The organism is Bacillus sp. FSL K6-1338 (assembly GCF_038006965.1).
GTDB classification, from domain to species: domain Bacteria; phylum Bacillota; class Bacilli; order Bacillales; family Bacillaceae_G; genus Bacillus_A; species Bacillus_A thuringiensis_S.
On record NZ_JBBOWI010000001.1, the window covers coordinates 4,984,457 to 5,002,874 of the forward strand.

Below are 18,418 nucleotides of genomic sequence, written 5' to 3' on the forward strand. Positions count from 1 at the left end.
TTACTTTATCTTCTGCGTTTCTTCTTTTTTCTCATCATTTTCTTTCGGCGCGTATTCACCTTATCCGCTATAATGTGGAGCGTACTTGCCACAACAATTCCCATTAAGAACGTTACAATTTCAACCTCATGTTTCTTCGCAATTTCTATTAAATTACCATCCAGTGCGATTACATTTAATAGGAATAAAAATGGAGAAAAGACGATTAACATGTACGCAATACGAATCACATCACCAAGTATAATCGTATGCGTAAAGAAAGATCGATGTGGCATTACTTTCTTATAAGGATACCAAAATATACGTAAGAAACCCCATTTGTTATAAGCATTACTGTACGTATCTAAATCTGGTGTTAAAAATGAAGTACCTACTAAAAAACCAATTGCAAAAGTTAATAAAAAATCAAAATTTGTTAATCCATACGAAAAGAGCAAAAACAAAACAACCGGAAGGGATATTAAGTTTATTTTCGTATGCGTTCTTCCTGATGGCATAATGCACTTCCTCGCTTACGTTCGTCCTGTCACCTTATGACAGATTTCACCTATTGACCTAATTTCTGATCGATAAATGTTGTGTCTATATCCGAACCAAACCATTCTGCCAACTTCACTCGTGCCTTATCTTTCACATCTTCATTGACGTATAACGACACCTGTATTAGTGCGGCCGTTAACGCCCCTAAATCATCCGTATAGCCAATTCCAGCAATGAAATCTGGAATCGCATCAATCGGTGCAATAAAATAAGCAAGTGCTCCAATTACAATAATTTTCACTCGTTTTGGAACATCGGGTCTTTGCAAAACGTAAAACAGTAATAAACTTGTATAAATGACCGACTGCCCTGCTTGCTTTGCAACATGTTTTACTTTCTTCCAAAACGCTTCAACTGAAAATTTTTGTTTCATGTAAAAGCCTCCCTATTTTTAAAAAGAAATAAGCTACAATATGTTATCAGTAAAAGTTCATGGAAATTACACAAAACCTATCAATGAACTTTCATTGTAACAAATAAACCAAAAAAGAACAAGTGTTCGTTAATTTTTACACAATTTCCTTCATATAATAGATTTCTAGATAACCCTTATCCACCTTCGTTTCTTATTTCTCAACAAAGAAATTTTCACTTCCACTTAACATTCTGCTCTATCTTTGTTATATTTTCTAGTTGACGGACATATAAACGAATGTTAAAGTTTTCTCTGGTAGTGACAAATCTTATACAAAAAATGTAAAATGTTATAGTGTTTCTCAGAAATGAATTTTGTTGTATAATACAGAAATGACGTTATGCTTATGAGCAACAAAAGAAACCAAAAGGGTATGCATAGTTATAGTCGTATATGGGTGAATATAGAACCTTTAATTATGGCCAAGAAAACTATGTATTTTTTATTTTAGCATTTTTCGCTCCAAAATCGACCAAGCCTGATAGAGAAAGGGTGGAAATGAATGAAAGAAACCTTGAAATCGCAATTTCAAAATGTGCGTTTCACTGTATTCGTAGCTTTAGCCTTATGGCTGAAAACTTACATTATTACACGCACAAGCTTTGATTTAAAACTTGAATCTTTCATGCAAGAATTCATTTTATTCCTTAGCCCATTAGCAGCATCATTACTGCTTGTTGGTCTTGCATTATTTGCAAAAGGGAAAAAACGTAACTATATAGCACTTGGAATTAACTTTGTCTTAACAATCGTTCTTGTTGGTAACGTAATGTTCTACGGATTCTACAATGACTTCGTTACTTTACCAGTACTCGGACAAACATCTAACTTCGGAAGTTTAGGTTCTAGTGTGAAAGAATTATTTAACTACAAAATTATTCTTGCATTCGCAGACATTATCGTATTCTTCGTTCTATTGAAGAAAATGAAAAACTTTGCACCTACAGAGCGTGTAGCACGCCCGATGCGTTCTCTATACTTCGTATCAACAGTTGCTATTTTCTTCGCAAACTTAGGACTTGCAGAAGCTGAACGCCCAGAACTATTAACACGTTCATTCGACCGCGTTATGCTTGTTAAAAACTTAGGATTATATGTACACCAAGTATACGATCTTGGCTTACAAGCGAAATCAAGTTCACAAAAAGCATTCGCTGACGGTAGTAAATTACAAGAAACAGAAAACTACGTGAAAACAACACAAAGTAAACCAGATCCAAATATGTTCGGTACTGCAAAAGGGAAAAACGTAATTGTTGTCTCTCTTGAGTCATTACAAACATTCTTAATTGGCGCAACAGTTAACGGACAAGAAGTTACACCGTTCTTAAACCAATTTACGAAAGAAAGTTATTACTTTGATAACTTCTTCCATCAAACTGGGCAAGGTAAAACATCTGATGCTGAATTCCTAGTAGATACTTCTTTATATCCACTAGACCGCGGTGCTGTATTCTTCACACACGGTAACAATGAATATACAGCAACTCCAGAAATTTTACGTCAGCAAGGGTATCACACGTCGGTATTCCACGCAAACAACGCAACATTCTGGAACCGTAACATTATGTATCCAGCACTTGGTTATGATCGTTACTACAACGAGCTTGATTACAAGATTACGCCGGAAACAAAATTAAACTGGGGATTAAAAGATATCGAATACTTCGATCAATCTATTGATATGTTGAAAGAAGTGAAGCAACCATTCTATACTCGCTTCCTTACTTTAACGAATCATTACCCATTCACTTACGATGACAGTACAAAATTAATCGACGAATATAATTCTGGTGATGGAGTATTTGACCGTTACATGGTAACTGCTCGTTACTTAGACGAAGCAATGAAACACTTTATTGAGCGTCTAAAAGCAGAAGGTATTTACGACAACTCAGTAATCGTATTCTACGGTGATCACTACGGTATTTCTGAAAACCATAACCGTGCAATGGCACAGTTCTTAGGAAAAGAAGAAATCACTGCATTTGACCATATGAACTTACAAAAAACACCGATGTTTATTCACGTTCCAGGTCAAAAAGAAGGTAAAACAATTTCGAAACCAACTGGTGAAATTGATATTAAACCAACTATTCTAAACTTACTTGGTGTAGATTCTACAAATGACGTTCGATTCGGTCATGATGTATTCTCACCTGATAATAAAGGATTTGTTGTTCTTCGTGACGGTAGCTTCATTACAGATAAATACATGTACACAAACAGTACATTCTACGACCGTGCTACTGGCGAAGTTGTACAATTACCGAAAGAAGAATCTCAACCACTAATTGATCGTGCCCAAAATGAATTGCACATGTCTGATAAAATCATTGAAGGTGACTTACTTCGCTTCTCTGAAAGTAATAAGATCAAAACTGGTGAAGTAAAAACAGCTATTAAAGAAGAAAAGAAGAGCGCTGAGTAATCTCAGCCTCTTTTTTTATTTTCTTCCATACAACTGCTTATATTCATTAACTTTAAAATTACATAACCTTTACCAAATATTCACATAGGGTTAATGAAGAATCTCTATAATAAAATATGTAAACAAGGTTCTACATATTTCTTACCTCTCATCTTTCGTAAGATCCCTTAAAGAAATGTGTAAATCTCTTGTTTCTACTTTCTTATAATTGTCTTTCAACATGTTTTGTTTCCATACACAAAGCATTCAACGAGACAATGTCCCTATGAAAGATAGCTACCCTCCTTGTGCAGCATTCCATAAGAATGTTGCTTTTTTTTATTTAAAAGCAGGATTCTCATTTCTTATTTTCGAATTTGTATATACAAAATGCTGTAAAGTGAAACTTTAATCAGCCCGTTAATGCGGGGGAAATCGTCCTTACTTCTCTATGATTTACAAATACATATACGGTCATATATAGAGAATTGCTTACATAAAAATTACTATAGTGATTTTTATCTCGCATGAATGAAAGTTTCACGTTATTTACGTACTTACGAAAGGATGGGACGGAAATTGGCATACGAAAAATTTGTACTTTGGAATGATGAAGTTATTGATACAACAAAACAACAAACGTACATAGAACTTGAAGAAAGAGGTTTGCAATTCGGAGATGGTGTCTACGAGGTTATTCGCCTATATAAAGGGAACTTTCACTTATTAGATCCGCACATAACAAGATTATATCGATCCATGGAAGAAGTAGAATTATCGCTCCCTTTCTCAAAAGCTGAACTCATCACTTTACTTTACAAATTAATTGAACGAAACCATTTCCACGAAGATGGCACAATTTATTTGCAAGTATCTCGCGGTGTACAAGCTCGCACACATGTATTTTCATATGACACCCCTCCGACAATTTATGCCTATATTACAAAAAAAGAAAGACCAGCATTATGGATTGAATATGGTATACGCGCTATATCAGAACCCGATACTCGATGGCTACGCTGTGACATTAAATCATTAAATTTATTACCAAACGTACTAGCTGCTACGAAAGCTGAACGTAAAGGCTGTAAAGAGGCACTTCTCATAAGGAATGGTATCGTAACGGAAGGAAGCCATTCCAACTTCTTTTTAATTAAAAACAGAACTCTTTACACACATCCAGCCAATCACCTTATTCTAAATGGAATTATTCGTCAATATGTCCTTTCTTTAGCGAATACTCTTCACATTCCTGTACAGGAAGAACTTTTCAGCGTTCGTGACGTTTATCAAGCAGATGAATGCTTTTTTACAGGCACAACGATTGAAATTTTACCAATGACCCACCTTGATGGAACCGCGATTCAAGATGGGCAAGTTGGGCCTATCACCAAAAAACTGCAAAAATCTTTTAATCAAATCTTGTTACAATCCAATATGGCATCTTCTTAAACACGAATAATTTCTGTCCTTTCATATTCAATATATACATTTAAATGGAAATCAAGGTGTAAATTTATGCCTTGATTTTTTTTTGTAATCTTTTTGTCATATTCAGATTCCTACATAAGTCTTGACAGTAATCGACATGCTCTTTAGAATTTTTAACAGTTGGTAAATATTTCTTCACTACATTACAGACAGAAAGGAATCGACAAATTATGAAAAAGTATCTTGCCGGTCTTGCGGCAGTGTCTGTAGCAGGAGGAGCAGCACCTACACTTGATAGTGTTCAAGCTGCACCTGAACAAAATACACAAAAAGCTGCTACAACTGTCCAAGCTTCTGCATCAAACGACTCATCTTATAAGGTAAACGCGAGCGTATTACATGTTCGTGCGGGATCAAGCACTTCTCACGACATCATCTCACGCGTTTATAACGGTCAATCACTAAACGTGATTGGCGAAGAAAATGGTTGGTTCAAAATTAACATTAACGGAAAAACGGGCTTTGTTAGTGGCGAATTTGTATCAAAAAGTGGAGCAATAAACAACAATGTAAGCACAGGCGGAAACAATAAAGTTACTGCTGATGTATTACGTGTACGTACAGCTCCTAACACTTCTAGTTCTGTTTCTGGACGTGTATATGCAGGACAAACATTAAACGTAATTGGACAAGAAAATGGTTGGGTGAAAATTAACCATAATGGACAAGTAGGTTATGTAAGTGGCGAATTCGTATCTGGCGTTTCTTCTAATGCGGGTTCTTCAAACAACAATACGAATAATAACAATAACAACCAAGAAGTAAAACCAGCAAGCGGAAACTATACAGTAAATGTATCTTCCCTTCGTGTTCGTACAGGTCCTAGTACTTCTCACACAACTGTAGGTTCTGTTACAAAAGGACAAGTAGTACAAGTTGTTGGGGAAGTTCAAGATTGGTTCAAAATCAATTACGCAGGACAAACTGCTTATATAAGCAAAGACTACGTAACAAAAGGCGGTTCTAACGAAAACGTTACAGAAGGCAACAAACAAGAGCAAAACAATAATAATGGAACTATTCAAACTGGCGGTTCTTACGTGGTTAACGCTACATCTTTACGTGTTCGTACAGGCCCTGCTGCTTACCATAGTGTAATTGGTGGTGTTTTAAACGGTACAACATTAAACGTAGTTGGATCTGAAAACGGTTGGTTTAAAGTAAATTACCAAGGAAAAACAGGCTTTGTTAGTAGCGAATTTGTAAAATTCGTTAAAGGTGGTACTACTACTCCTGAGCAACCAAAACAACCTGAAAAACCTAACCAAGGTGCAATTGGCGACTACTACATTAATGCTTCTGCACTAAATGTACGTAGCGGCGAAGGTACAAATTATAGAATCATAGGTGCACTTCCACAAGGACAGAAGGTTCAAGTAATCTCTGAAAACTCTGGATGGAGCAAAATTAACTACAACGGTCAAACTGGTTATATCGGAACACGTTACCTATCTAAAACACCAGTTGGAGGCGCAGTAGATAATAAGCCTAACAATAACCAAAATAACAATCAAAACAATAACAACAATAATAATAATAATACAGGCAATAATAGTGGCGACAGTTCTTCCGTACTTGCATATGCAAAATCAATGCAAGGTGTACCATACGTTTGGGGCGGAACTTCTGCTAACGGCGTAGACTGCAGTGGCTACATCTACCATGTATTTAAGAAATTTGGTCATAACATTAGCCGTCAAAGTGTTGCGGGATATTGGAGTAGCCTACCAAAAACTTCAAGTCCACAACCTGGTGACTTAATTTATTTCCAAAACACTTATAAATCTGGTCCTTCTCACATGGGTATTTACCTTGGGGGCGGATCATTTATCCAAGCTGGAGATAAAGGTGTAGCAATCGCTTCATTAAGTAACTCTTATTGGAAGAGCCACTTCTTAGGATACACGAAAGCACCTTAATTAATAGTTTCAAAGCCTTCTAGTTTACTAGAAGGCTTTTTTGTTACGAGTTCAACACATTACTCCCTTTCCCCTAGTTTCTCTCTACAAAAATAATGTATCCATTCTTCTATTTCATACACTTTATTCTGCAAAAACAATGCATAACGTTATCATAATGTATATATTTTCATAAAAAACATAACCTATTTCATGTCTATTTATTTTATATGTGTTTTTTTGAAGAATTTTCTTTTTATTTAAACTTTTCATTAGACGTTTGACCTCCGATGTCCATTATGATAAGTTACTTAAGATGTTATATTCGTAAATGTATAGACAACTGGTTTATACACTGTTTTTACTATGAGGAAGGAGCATACACTGCATGAATCTTTTATGGGGAATTGGCGGCGTGATTGGAGTATTAGCAATTGCTTTCTTACTATCTTCCAACCGCAAAGCTATTAATTGGCGCACAATTTTAATTGCGCTAGCATTACAAATGTCATTTTCATTTATCGTATTACGATGGGATGCTGGTAAAGCAGGTTTAAAACACGCTGCTGACGGTGTTCAAGGATTAATTAATTTTTCTTACGAGGGAATTAAGTTCGTTGCTGGGGATTTAGTCAACGCAAAAGGACCTTGGGGATTTGTATTCTTTATTCAAGCACTACTTCCAATCGTATTTATTAGTTCATTAGTAGCAATCTTATATCATTTCGGTATTATGCAGAAATTTGTTAGCGTCGTTGGTGGTGCATTAAGTAAACTTCTTGGAACTTCTAAAGCAGAAAGCTTAAACTCAGTAACGACTGTATTTTTAGGACAAACTGAAGCTCCAATCTTAATTAAACCTTACTTAGCACGCTTAACAAATAGTGAATTCTTCACTATTATGGTAAGCGGTATGACAGCTGTTGCCGGATCAGTTCTTGTCGGCTATGCAGCAATGGGTATTCCGTTAGAGCACTTATTAGCAGCTGCAATTATGGCAGCTCCATCAAGCTTATTAATTGCGAAACTAATCATGCCAGAGACAGAAAAAGTAGATAATAACGTTGAACTTTCTACAGAACGTGAAGACGCAAACGTTATCGACGCAGCTGCACGTGGTGCATCTGAAGGTATGCAACTTGTTATTAACGTAGCAGCAATGTTAATGGCTTTCATTGCATTAATCGCTTTATTAAATGGTCTATTAGGATTAGTTGGGTCTTTATTCCATATTAAACTTAGCCTTGATTTAATCTTCGGTTACTTATTATCACCATTTGCAATCTTAATCGGGGTTTCTCCAGGTGAAGCTGTACAAGCAGCAAGCTTTATCGGTCAAAAACTTGCAATCAACGAATTCGTTGCATACGCAAACTTAGGACCACATATGGCAGAGTTCTCTGACAAAACAAATCTAATTTTAACATTCGCAATCTGTGGATTCGCAAACTTCTCTTCTATTGCAATTCAATTAGGTGTAACAGGAACGCTAGCTCCTACTCGCCGTAAACAAATTGCACAATTAGGGATTAAAGCAGTTATCGCTGGTACATTAGCTAACTTCTTAAATGCAGCAGTTGCAGGTATGATGTTCCTATAAACTTATATAGAGTCTTCTCTTTCTCCAAGAGAAGACTTTTTTCATGCACTCCAAACGCCTTTTATGTATCTATCAATCACCTTATCCCAAATATGAGAACATTATGATACAATAATGTTTAAGTCTTTTTATTTTTCTTATGAAAATAGAGATACTACTTGTTGTTGCCCTTCAAAAGAATTTAACGACATAGTCAATTTCTTAATAATTGCGCATACTACAAGTATCTATGGATGAAATAGCTTTAAGGAGGAAAGTTTTGTGAAAGATAAGTTCTATAAAATCCTCTCTATGTGGATTCTACAAATTGTATTTTATTTTACTACTGTACATGTGACGAATTATGAGCATGCGCTCATTTTTACAATAATATACGTAATCGTAAATGTACTATTCTTATTTTTAGCTGATAAAACAGCATTTATTTTCTTCATACTAGGAACCATTATTTCCGTATTTTATTTATTTTATCAAGCATGGCTTCATTTATGGAGTACATCAGATCAATGGCAATATATGATTACCCACTTCCTGATGGTAGCTAACTTCTTCATTGTATATATAACAACTCACCTATTGAAAAAAGTGATTCATGAAAATAAAACTTTAACTGAGCGTGTGAGAACGTTGGAACAATATATTGGAGAATCAAAATTATTAACTAGACAAGAATTCGAGAGACGCCAAGCGTTATTAACGACTGCAATGAATCGTCGTAATGAAACAGGCGTTATCGTTTACTTTGATTTCACTTCCTTTAGTAAATATACGAAGGAAAGTGTTATGGATCGTGTAGCTTCCTTATTAGTTGAAACGGTAAGGAATGATTTTGACCTTGCTGCTGAATATGATGAGAGTACATTAGTTATTTTATTACAGAACACAAATGAGGCTGGTGCAGATATAGTAATGAACCGTCTACAGCCAAAATTAGAAAAATGGCTTGCAGCTGAAGCAATCCAAGATATAAAAATTTCAAGCGAGCAAATTGGAAACAAAGGACAGACATTGTTATGATGACTCTCGTTATACTTCTTTTATTTCTTCTGTTTTGCGTACTCGTTTTTTGGATCAGTATCACATTTTCAATTAAATATGTACTTATTTTTACGGCCTTTCTATTCTCTGGCTTACTCGTTTACTACTCTTTCTTAACAATCGCGGGCCTAATTCACCGAAATAGCAAACGAAAAGATCGTACACTAGAACATTATCCTAGCGTCGATATTTTCATACCTGCCCATAATGAAGGGGTCGTTATTAAAGTTACTTTAGAGGCGATGGCGAAGATTGAATATCCAGGAAAGCTAACTATTTATTTATTAAATGATAACTCTCAAGATGAAACACCTGAAATCGGCGATGATTTCGACAAAGCTTATGCTCATATTCGCCACATTCGTGTTCCCTCCGGTGAACCGAAGGGTAAATCACGTGTACTAAACTATGGGCTTAGTATTTCAGATGGTGAATACTTCTGTGTTTACGATGCAGATAACCAACCTGAACCACACGCACTGCGAATGCTTGTAGAGCACGCTGAAACAACTGAAGATGCGGTTGGAGCAGTTGGACACGTTCGTACTGTAAATGAAAAAAGAAACTGGTTGACGCGAATGATTTCGCTAGAATTTCAAATCTTCCAGCTCCTTATGCAATCTGGACGCTGGTTACTATTCCAAACGGGTTCACTAACAGGAACAAATATGCTTCTTCGTCGCTCAGCACTAGAAGAGCTTGGTGGCTATGACCCTTATGCAATTGCAGAAGATGCTGAATTAACATTACGAATTACACAAAAAGGTTATCTCTTACCAATCGTCCCAGAATCAGTTACTTGGGAACAAGAACCAGAGCATTTAAAAATTCTTATTAAACAACGTACACGTTGGCTCCAAGGAAATTTATACATTTTAGAAAAAATGTTCTCGTCATTAAGTTTCTTTAAAGGAAAACTGCTCGTTCATTCCTTACAACAAGTTCTAGTGTATGTTGTATTTTGGCTATTCCTAATCATTTCAAACGTTTGGTTTGTAATTGGGCTACTCGGGATATTCCAAATTCAATATAGCATTCCGCTACTATTTATGTGGTATGTAGCATATATTACATATTTTTCACAATTATTTAGTGCCCAGAGTGTCGAACGAACCTTTACACCGACTAATATTTTTATTAGCGTTATTATGTACTTTACGTATGCACAGCTCTTTACGTACTTATTTATTCGCAGCTTAATCTTATATTTACGTGCAAAGAGCAAGAAACAAGTCATCGGCTGGGATAAGACAGTTCGATTTAAAAAAGATAAATAAAAATAAGCACAGAGCGCCGTATGCTCTGTGCTTATTTATTGCCGTATAAATTATATATCAGACAATACCCCTTAGCTGAAAGTAATTTCACGTCCATCCCCCAACGAACGATCGACCTTCATTTATATACGAAAAAGTGATTGCTATTTTTGTAGAACCAATTGCTTCTCTTGCTGTTCTTTGCGCGTTTCAGTCTTAGGTTCCGTGCTTTCTTGGACACTACGATGTGCCACACGTTTCAAACAAATATGCTTCCACTTTCTTTCGTAACGTTTCATTATTCTAGATGTCCCCCTTGAATGCGCTTTAAAACTATTTGAAATCGCTTACAGGAAATAATATAGCACATATACATAAAAGTGACAACACATTTCCGACATATTTTTGACAAAAATACGAATAGAATTCGTAAGGTATCGAATATTGTCGAAAACTATCGTTTTTTCTTCATATAAAGGGCATACTACTTATATAGTAAAGTATTTTATTTCCCCTACCCGCATTTCAAATTCCTTCTATATAAAGTGAAACTTTCATTAGCCATCACCAATCGGGCTTTTACAAGCAGCTCGATTTATTTGCTTTTGCTGAATTTTGAGGTGGGGTTCTTACTGCTCAGCAAATAGAGGGATAAAAAAAGAGCTGATATAAAATCAGCTCTTTTCCTTCTATTATTAATGACGCTTCATACGTCCTTCTTTTTGTAACTCTTTAAATAATGCTGCCATCATAAAGAAAATAACAAAGACGAATGGGAATGCTGCAATGATAGCTGCCGTTTGTAAGGCTTCTAATCCGCCAATATATAATAAGGTAGAAGCTATCGCGGCTAGAACGATACCCCAAATCATTTTAATACGATTTGGTGGGTTTAAACTACCATGTGTCGTTAACATTCCTAAAACAAATGTTGCAGAGTCTGCCGATGTAATAAAGAATGTAGAAATAAGAAGAATCGCTAAAACAGATAAAGCTGATCCAAAGCTTCCCATCTGATCGAACATAGCAAACAATCCTACTTCTGTTCCCATCTCTTTAATTTTTTCAAAGATATGTGCATCACCAAACAGCTCCATGTGAATACCAGTCCCGCCGAAAACGGAGAACCAAAGCGCACCGATTACGGTCGGTACAAGTAACACACCGATAACAAACTCACGAATTGTACGACCTCGTGAAACACGAGCAATAAACGTACCTACGAACGGTGACCACGCAATCCACCATGCCCAATAGAAAATTGTCCATGACTGAATCCATTGATTTCCGCCTTCATCCAATGGACTTAAACGGAAACTCATACTTGGCAATTCCTGAATATAAGAACCTATTGTTGAAGTGAAGTAATTCATAATAAAGTTTGTTGGACCTGCAAATAATACAATGATCATAAGTGCAAATGCAAAAATAATGTTCGTATTACTTAAATATTTAATTCCTTTATCAAGACCTGTTTGTGCAGATAACATGAAAAGAACTGTTACGATTGCAATAATAACTAACTGTGTCGTTAATGAATTCGGAATAGATGTTAAATAGCTAACACCACCTGCAATTTGTTTTGCACCGAGACCTAATGAAGTTGCAACACCAAACACAGTTGCGAAAACAGCTAACACATCAAATGAATGAGCAATACGTCCGTGTTCCCCGCCCTTAAATAACGGACCTACCGTCGCACTAATCGTACTTGCTTTTCCTTTTCTAAAGGTAAAATAAGCAATACATAACGCTACAAACGCATATAGTCCCCAAGGATGTAATCCCCAATGGAAAAATGAAAAACGCAATGCAAGGCGCGCACTTTCCTCAGTTGCACCTTCTCCAAACGGAGGTGCGTACAAATGGTTTAATGGTTCAGCAACGCCCCAGAAAACTAAGCCGATACCCATACCAGCACTAAATAGCATAGCAAACCATGTCATATAACTATAATCAGGTTCGTCATCATCTTTACCTAAACGAATAGAACCGTATTTCGAAACAATTAAAAAGATAGACACACCTAAAATAATAGAAACGGAAATAATATAAAACCACCCAAACTTACTAACTAATGCAGTTTGAATTGCAGTTGTTACATTTCCTAAGCTACCTTTTCCAATAATAGATTCGGGAATAATCCCCCAAATTGTAAATGCAATACATAATGTTAATGAAACGATGAATGTTTTTGTCAGTTTCCTCATCAAATCCCCCTTCGTAGGTTTCGCTTTTGTAAATAACATAAATTCCGATATGTAAAATCGGATAGAAAACTATAATTTTGCGGTGATTTTCTTACTTTCACCTTCACCAATTCGAATTCTTATAGACAGCCTTACCTTTCGTATAACCTTTTCACTCTGCAAGAGCTACAAGTTAGAAATACTGCTGTCAAATTGTGTGAGAAAAACGCGGATAGGAATGTATTTTCCTAAAAAAGGATGTGTTACATATGTAAAAAAGGGCGAATTTCTTCCTTGCAACCCTTTCGTTTTGTAACAATTATGCGGTTTTTTTGCTAGTATATAGCACGTGTTTATAGCTTCACAAACAAAATGTTTATGTTTATATAACTATATTACCCATAAAACGGTAAAATACTCAAGGAATGTAATCGTTTAGTAAACATCATGTAACATTCCTGTAATGTTTTTATTTACGTCGAAAAAAATATGTTGTATTAAATATTTTGAATATAACCAGCAACCTATGAGTCATATAGAATGAAAAACGCTTTCCTATATTTTTTATTATATTACAGGATGTTAACGACTGATTACGAATGGTTTGTAATTGTGTGTTTTCCCCAAATCCGAAAAAATCTGTTGCTATAATGAGGACACGAAAACAAACGCAATGGAGGCTATCATGAAAAAATTAATTGGAATAGCAACAGCAGCAGTTTTTGGTCTTGGGATTTTCACATCATCTGCTAATGCAGAAACTGTTGTAACAACAGACGTACTAAACGTACGCGAAAACCCTACTACTGAATCAAAAGTTGTCGGTAAATTACTAAACGGTAATAAAATAGATGTTCAAAATACAGAGAACGGATGGTCAAAAGTTACTTTAGACGGTAAAGACGCATTCGTAAGTGCAGAGTTCACAAAAAGCATCTACTACGTAACAGCTAACGTATTAAACGTACGTGCTGAAGCGAACACAAACTCAGAAATTCTTGGAAAGTTGAAGAAAGACGATGTAATCGAAACAACGAACCAAGTACAAAATGAGTGGTTACAATTTGAATATAACGGGAAAACAGCTTATGTTCATGTTCCTTTCTTAACAGGTACAGCACCTGTAATTGAGAAACAAGAAACAACTGCTCCTGCTAAAGCTAAAGTTGAAGCACCAGCTAAGGCTCAAACACCTGCAGCACAAGCAAAACCAGCTGCTAAGCCTGCTGTGAAAGCTGCTGAAACTAGCGAACCATCTGGTGGTCGTGAGTTAACAGTTGTAGCTACAGCATATACAGCTCATCCGAGCGAAAACGGTGGCACATATGGCGGCCGTGTATTAACTGCAATGGGTCATGATTTAACTGCGAATCCAAACATGAAAATGATCGCTGTTGATCCGAAAGTAATCCCATTAGGATCTAAAGTATGGGTAGAAGGTTACGGAGAAGCTATCGCTGGAGATACTGGTGGTGCAATTAAAGGTAACCGTATCGATATCTTACTTGGATCAGATAGTGCTGCTCAAAAATGGGGCCGCAAAACTGTTAAAGTGAAAATTTTAAAATAACCAATGACTGCTAAATTAAAAGCCGGTTCTCTTTATTGAGAGCTGGCTTTTATTTATTTATTTATAATACATATAAGGAGGCTATGCCCATGAATGTACAAGCAAAAATAGACTGGATTGGTACGCCAAAACCGTACATATATAAAGATGAAGTAACATATAACGCTACTTCTATTGATTTCTCACTCGCTGGCGATGATAATCGCTATAAGCTAATTGTGCTCAAGTCAGAAAAAAATACACATTACAAAATTGTGCAATATGGAATAAAACCAGGCTCTCAAAAGCCATTTCCTATCGACATTCCATTTGAACAAAACATGTTACCAATTATAGAGCAAATATTACATGATCCATATGTACAAGCGATATTAAAGGAAACGCACTCATAATTGTAAAAAAAGATATCAACGATTTTCCGAATATATCTATCATAAATCGCAATATATCAACGATTTTTCAATTATATCTATCATAACTTACGATATATCAACGGTTTGACACGAAATATCGATTTAGCTACAAAAAGAGGCTGTTCAAATATTGAACAGCCTCTCTCATATTAACGAGTTGGACCAGATACATCTTCTGATTTCAACGTATTATTTGCACCAAGAGAATGATACAACATCTTTCCATTTCCATTCACAGTTACAATATGTTCGTTGTTAAAACTTTTGAACTTCACAGATCCATCACCGTAACGAATATGATACTCTTCATATGTCGTTACTTTATATTTCGTATCACTTTGACGCTCTACATTACGAACTTCCATCGTTAATAAGTCTTCTGTAATTCCTTTTTTGTGTAAATACTGTATATAATCACGGTCTTCCTTATACGATTTCCCGCTCTTATCATAATTATTTTCAATTAAACTAAAATCATTTAATGAAATTGCACGTACGTTATCATAAATATGATTTTTTACAAATTCGCCCACTGCTGAACTTGATGTTTCTTTCGGGAATTTTAAGTAATAGGTGCTTTGGTCTCCAACTTTAACGCTTTCTGATTTAATTAAGCCAAACTCAGCATTTTTCTCTAAATGCACTTCTACCGTTTCATCTGTTGGTACAGGACCAAGTTTATAACTTCCGCGGCTTAACTTCCCACGCTTCTTACCATTCACAACTACATTTGCATCATTTTCATCAGAGGAAATTGTTACATAATTGCCTTCTAATGATAAATTTACATCTACCTTCGCACTTTTTTCATCTGCTAAATCTACTTCTTTTTCTGTTTCTAACTCAGTTAACTCTGACTTTGCTTTTGCCTTTACAACGTAAGAACCCGGAAAATATGGACCAATTTCTTTTGAAGTTTTGTCATTAGACAATTCTACTTCTTTCTTATCATTCACATATATTTCTGCATTCTTCGCAGTTGTACTTACATTCATATAATACGATTTCATGCTAAATTTATACTTCGGATATAAAAACCATTCTTTTCCGTCTTCTATAATTTGTCCATCTTTAAACGATGCTTTATCACTTGCTAGTTTTTGATCCACTGTCTCTCTTTGTAAATAAGACAGCAGCTCTTTATTATATGAAGGGTTGTCTTTTAAATAACGGATATATGCCTTAATATCCTCTGCCTTAATCTTTAAGCTCGGATCATCTACCTTTACAAACTCATCAATTGCATTCGCATCTTTCTTTTGAAACGCCTCAATCATAACGTTTACTTGTTTTTCCTTTGAAAACTTGCTTGCACCAAATTTATATGCTCCGAACAATATAGCAAAAATAACAAGAAAACCTAGCAGTAAAAATATGTTCTTCTTACTTTTCACCGGCTTTGTTTCCCGTTGTATTTCTGAACGAGAAGAAGCTGTTTGATCAGCTATTTCTTCTATCTTACTTCCACACTCTGGACAAAAATTTAAATGGTCTGCAACTTTTTCATTACATATTCCACAAAACTTCAAGCGATTCTCCCCCCTATTTTTTTACCAACTTCATCCCAGCAAACACTAATACGTAAGAAAGAATAAAGCTACCTACTATTAAATACATCGTGCTACTTTGAATCGATAATAGCGGACCAGAAATCCCCGTAAATTCCTTCATAATTTCCTTACTACCTGAAGCTTCGATTTGGATTTTTGCTAATCCATTTACACAAAGCATCATCACAGTATAAACCGCACTAAACATCGCAATTGTTACATATATATTTTTCATTGGATATTGAGCTAATTTCATTCCAGCTCTAAATAGTAAGATACATGGTATTAAAATTAATAAACCCCACCAATGCATGTAGGAATTGAAATCATCCATATATTTAATTTCTTTAGCAGAAGCACCATTAGCAATTGCCACATCTTTTAAAGACGTACCATTTAATGATATGCCTGATGTATATGATAAATGTAACGGCCCTTTTCCTCCTGGATAGTTCTGTATTTCTTTCTCCATGTTCGCCCATTCAATTGCAGTTGGAGCAAAGTGAGCCATATTCCACATATACGGTGTTGCTTCTAATGAAATTAATGCTTTATATGTTTTCTCAGGGAAATCAATTGGTCCCATTGATTTTGAACTACTAAATAAAATCGTAATAAGTATAATACCAAATGTAATGATTAATCCTTTTAAAACAGTCACTACACTATAATAAATAGATGCTGCATATGGAACACTTTGACTAATTGCGGAAAGCATACGATGTGGTCCCGCTGCAATACTCATGCCAATAAAGCTAAATAATAAACCAAATATAATACCGTACAACAAACTAATAATATGAGAATAACTAACATTAATTGTCATTGTTTCATAGAATTGAGAAATCGTCGTAGAAGAACTTGCTACAAAACTTATAACACATAAGAAACTTCCATATACAATACCGATAATACATGCTGTTACTAGCTTCTCACGCCAAACAATAGACGGGTTTTTTTTCTCTACAAAAAAGCCAATTCCACCTAATATAAATGCTGGAATAGTTAATAAAATGAACAATGGGACATGAAGAATAAATGACATTATGTATGTACCACTTCCACTGACTTCAAGACCCGCTAAATGATACATTAAAATTAATGGCGCTATGCCAATGAAAGATTGATTAATAGTAGTCATATCCAGCATACCGTTCGTATTTGTAACCATCGTTCTCATTAAATCATTCATCGCTGCATCGATAATTAAACTACTAATCCAGCCAGCCAAAAACATGCATATAATTGCCAGACCACCACCAAGTAAGCCTTTTTTCAAAGCAATTCCAGATGAACCCACATTTAGTTGTACACCCTGGTCTGGTAATTTCGTTTTCATTTCTTTTTTCGTAATACCTACTAGTAAGGAATCGCCGCATTTCTCACAATATGTAGCAGTTTCTTTACTTTCCACTCCACAAGTTCGGCAATATTTTGAGTCTTTAGGCGCTAATATAATATGACTTGCTACACCACCTGTACTAGACCCATCATGCGTACAATAATTTGATACATCAGACTGTTCTAAACCACAAGTTTTACAATACATGTTCCTCACTCCTTACTTTGCTTCATACCACAAACTGGACAGAATATAGCTTCTGTTGCGATTTGTTCACTACATGAAGAACATGATTTATTTTCAACATTGTTTGTTTGAAGGAGTAACTCATTTTCTTTCCCGCACTGTCCACAAAATTTATCATTTAATGATAATGAGCCACCACAGCTACACTGCCCTTTCTGACCTTGATTCTGCAAATTAGCAATTTGCTTACGCATGTTATAAATAGCAATATCAAGCTCTTGTACCGGTTCTACAATTCCTTTCAATACCTCTATTCGAACTTCATCATTGCGCAGTTGCATATATGTAGTTTGACCAAGCTCCAACAAAATTTCAGTTTTCGCTTGTAACTTCTCCTGCGTAATTTTCTTTAGTTGTGCAACCTCTTGTGCAACTTGCAACTTCATCTTTCCTTGCTCAATTCCCTCTTGCAACTTGTTCATACCATTCCCAAACTTCGCTTGTAAATCTGACACAACTT

At 35.5% G+C, this 18,418-nt stretch carries 14 protein-coding genes; 8 read left to right on the top strand and 6 right to left on the bottom strand.

Annotated elements, in window-relative coordinates; translation table 11 throughout:
* Positions 1 to 5 precede the first annotated feature (5 nt).
* Positions 6 to 497 (bottom strand): metal-binding protein, encoded by a 492-nt coding sequence (locus tag NZ044_RS25730; RefSeq protein ID WP_001139059.1) that lies wholly within the window; start codon positions 495 to 497, stop codon positions 6 to 8.
* A gap of 50 nt (positions 498 to 547) precedes the next feature.
* Positions 548 to 913, bottom strand: a complete 366-nt coding sequence (locus NZ044_RS25735; protein WP_000810378.1) for a YkvA family protein — start codon at positions 911 to 913, stop codon at positions 548 to 550.
* A 544-nt stretch (positions 914 to 1,457) separates the two neighbouring features.
* On the opposite strand from NZ044_RS25735, the gene NZ044_RS25740 reads away from it, so the two are divergent.
* The 6 genes from NZ044_RS25740 to NZ044_RS25765 all read left to right on the top strand — a co-directional run bounded on the left by NZ044_RS25740 (position 1,458) and on the right by NZ044_RS25765 (position 10,669).
* Positions 1,458 to 3,386, top strand: coding sequence for an LTA synthase family protein (locus tag NZ044_RS25740; RefSeq protein WP_000665344.1), 1,929 nt, complete (start codon positions 1,458 to 1,460; stop codon positions 3,384 to 3,386).
* 546 nt (positions 3,387 to 3,932) lie between these two features.
* The gene (locus NZ044_RS25745; RefSeq protein ID WP_079997269.1) at positions 3,933 to 4,817 is read left to right on the top strand and encodes a D-amino-acid transaminase; all 885 of its coding nucleotides are present in this window, start codon (positions 3,933 to 3,935) and stop codon (positions 4,815 to 4,817) included.
* A gap of 209 nt (positions 4,818 to 5,026) precedes the next feature.
* A complete protein-coding gene (locus NZ044_RS25750) occupies positions 5,027 to 6,775 on the top strand; it encodes a C40 family peptidase (RefSeq protein WP_086413452.1) in 1,749 nt (582 codons plus the stop codon).
* A 367-nt stretch (positions 6,776 to 7,142) separates the two neighbouring features.
* On the top strand, positions 7,143 to 8,354 hold the full coding sequence (locus NZ044_RS25755) for a NupC/NupG family nucleoside CNT transporter (RefSeq protein WP_001051018.1): 1,212 nt from the start codon (positions 7,143 to 7,145) through the stop codon (positions 8,352 to 8,354).
* Between the two features lie 261 nt (positions 8,355 to 8,615).
* Complete coding sequence (locus tag NZ044_RS25760) at positions 8,616 to 9,371, top strand: diguanylate cyclase domain-containing protein (RefSeq protein ID WP_000653231.1); 756 nt, start codon at positions 8,616 to 8,618, stop codon at positions 9,369 to 9,371.
* A complete protein-coding gene (locus tag NZ044_RS25765; protein ID WP_340950033.1) occupies positions 9,368 to 10,669 on the top strand; it encodes a glycosyltransferase family 2 protein in 1,302 nt (433 codons plus the stop codon). Before NZ044_RS25760 ends, NZ044_RS25765 begins: the two co-directional genes overlap by 4 nt.
* A 674-nt stretch (positions 10,670 to 11,343) precedes the next feature.
* Here NZ044_RS25765 and opuD read toward each other — a convergent pair.
* Positions 11,344 to 12,858, bottom strand: a complete 1,515-nt coding sequence (gene opuD, locus NZ044_RS25770) for a glycine betaine transporter OpuD (RefSeq protein WP_001230116.1) — start codon at positions 12,856 to 12,858, stop codon at positions 11,344 to 11,346.
* 664 nt (positions 12,859 to 13,522) lie between these two features.
* On the opposite strand from opuD, the gene NZ044_RS25775 reads away from it, so the two are divergent.
* Together NZ044_RS25775 and NZ044_RS25780 are read left to right on the top strand one after the other, a co-directional pair.
* Entirely contained in the window at positions 13,523 to 14,407 is an 885-nt protein-coding gene (locus NZ044_RS25775; protein ID WP_000733341.1) for a cell wall-binding protein EntA, read from the top strand.
* Positions 14,408 to 14,496: 89 nt separating this feature from the next.
* Positions 14,497 to 14,799, top strand: coding sequence for a DUF3910 family protein (locus NZ044_RS25780; protein WP_001102514.1), 303 nt, complete (start codon positions 14,497 to 14,499; stop codon positions 14,797 to 14,799).
* Positions 14,800 to 14,969: 170 nt separating this feature from the next.
* Here NZ044_RS25780 and NZ044_RS25785 read toward each other — a convergent pair whose 3' ends face one another.
* From NZ044_RS25785 to NZ044_RS25795, 3 genes are read right to left on the bottom strand one after another with little or no spacing between them, the layout of a single operon-like run.
* Positions 14,970 to 16,349: a zinc ribbon domain-containing protein gene (locus tag NZ044_RS25785; protein WP_000666859.1), complete on the bottom strand. Its 1,380-nt coding sequence runs from the start codon at positions 16,347 to 16,349 to the stop codon at positions 14,970 to 14,972.
* 13 nt (positions 16,350 to 16,362) lie between these two features.
* Positions 16,363 to 17,919 carry a zinc ribbon domain-containing protein gene (locus NZ044_RS25790; protein WP_097891567.1) on the bottom strand — a complete coding sequence of 519 codons (1,557 nt, stop codon included), beginning with the start codon at positions 17,917 to 17,919 and terminating at the stop codon, positions 16,363 to 16,365.
* A 5-nt stretch (positions 17,920 to 17,924) separates the two neighbouring features.
* Positions 17,925 to 18,413 (bottom strand): zinc ribbon domain-containing protein, encoded by a 489-nt coding sequence (locus NZ044_RS25795; protein ID WP_001281737.1) that lies wholly within the window; start codon positions 18,411 to 18,413, stop codon positions 17,925 to 17,927.
* Positions 18,414 to 18,418: the final 5 nt, after the last annotated feature.

Excerpts from the sequence above, each read along its gene's own strand:
- NZ044_RS25730 (WP_001139059.1), bottom strand. The coding sequence starts at position 497 with ATGCCATCAGGAAGAACGCATACGAAAATAAACTTAATATCCCTTCCG.
- NZ044_RS25735 (WP_000810378.1), bottom strand. The coding sequence starts at position 913 with ATGAAACAAAAATTTTCAGTTGAAGCGTTTTGGAAGAAAGTAAAACAT.
- NZ044_RS25740 (WP_000665344.1), top strand. The coding sequence starts at position 1,458 with ATGAAAGAAACCTTGAAATCGCAATTTCAAAATGTGCGTTTCACTGTA.
- NZ044_RS25745 (WP_079997269.1), top strand. The coding sequence starts at position 3,933 with ATGGGACGGAAATTGGCATACGAAAAATTTGTACTTTGGAATGATGAA.
- NZ044_RS25750 (WP_086413452.1), top strand. The coding sequence starts at position 5,027 with ATGAAAAAGTATCTTGCCGGTCTTGCGGCAGTGTCTGTAGCAGGAGGA.
- NZ044_RS25755 (WP_001051018.1), top strand. The coding sequence starts at position 7,143 with ATGAATCTTTTATGGGGAATTGGCGGCGTGATTGGAGTATTAGCAATT.
- NZ044_RS25765 (WP_340950033.1), top strand. The coding sequence starts at position 9,368 with ATGATGACTCTCGTTATACTTCTTTTATTTCTTCTGTTTTGCGTACTC.
- opuD (WP_001230116.1), bottom strand. The coding sequence starts at position 12,858 with ATGAGGAAACTGACAAAAACATTCATCGTTTCATTAACATTATGTATT.
- NZ044_RS25775 (WP_000733341.1), top strand. The coding sequence starts at position 13,523 with ATGAAAAAATTAATTGGAATAGCAACAGCAGCAGTTTTTGGTCTTGGG.
- NZ044_RS25780 (WP_001102514.1), top strand. The coding sequence starts at position 14,497 with ATGAATGTACAAGCAAAAATAGACTGGATTGGTACGCCAAAACCGTAC.
- NZ044_RS25790 (WP_097891567.1), bottom strand. The coding sequence starts at position 17,919 with ATGTATTGTAAAACTTGTGGTTTAGAACAGTCTGATGTATCAAATTAT.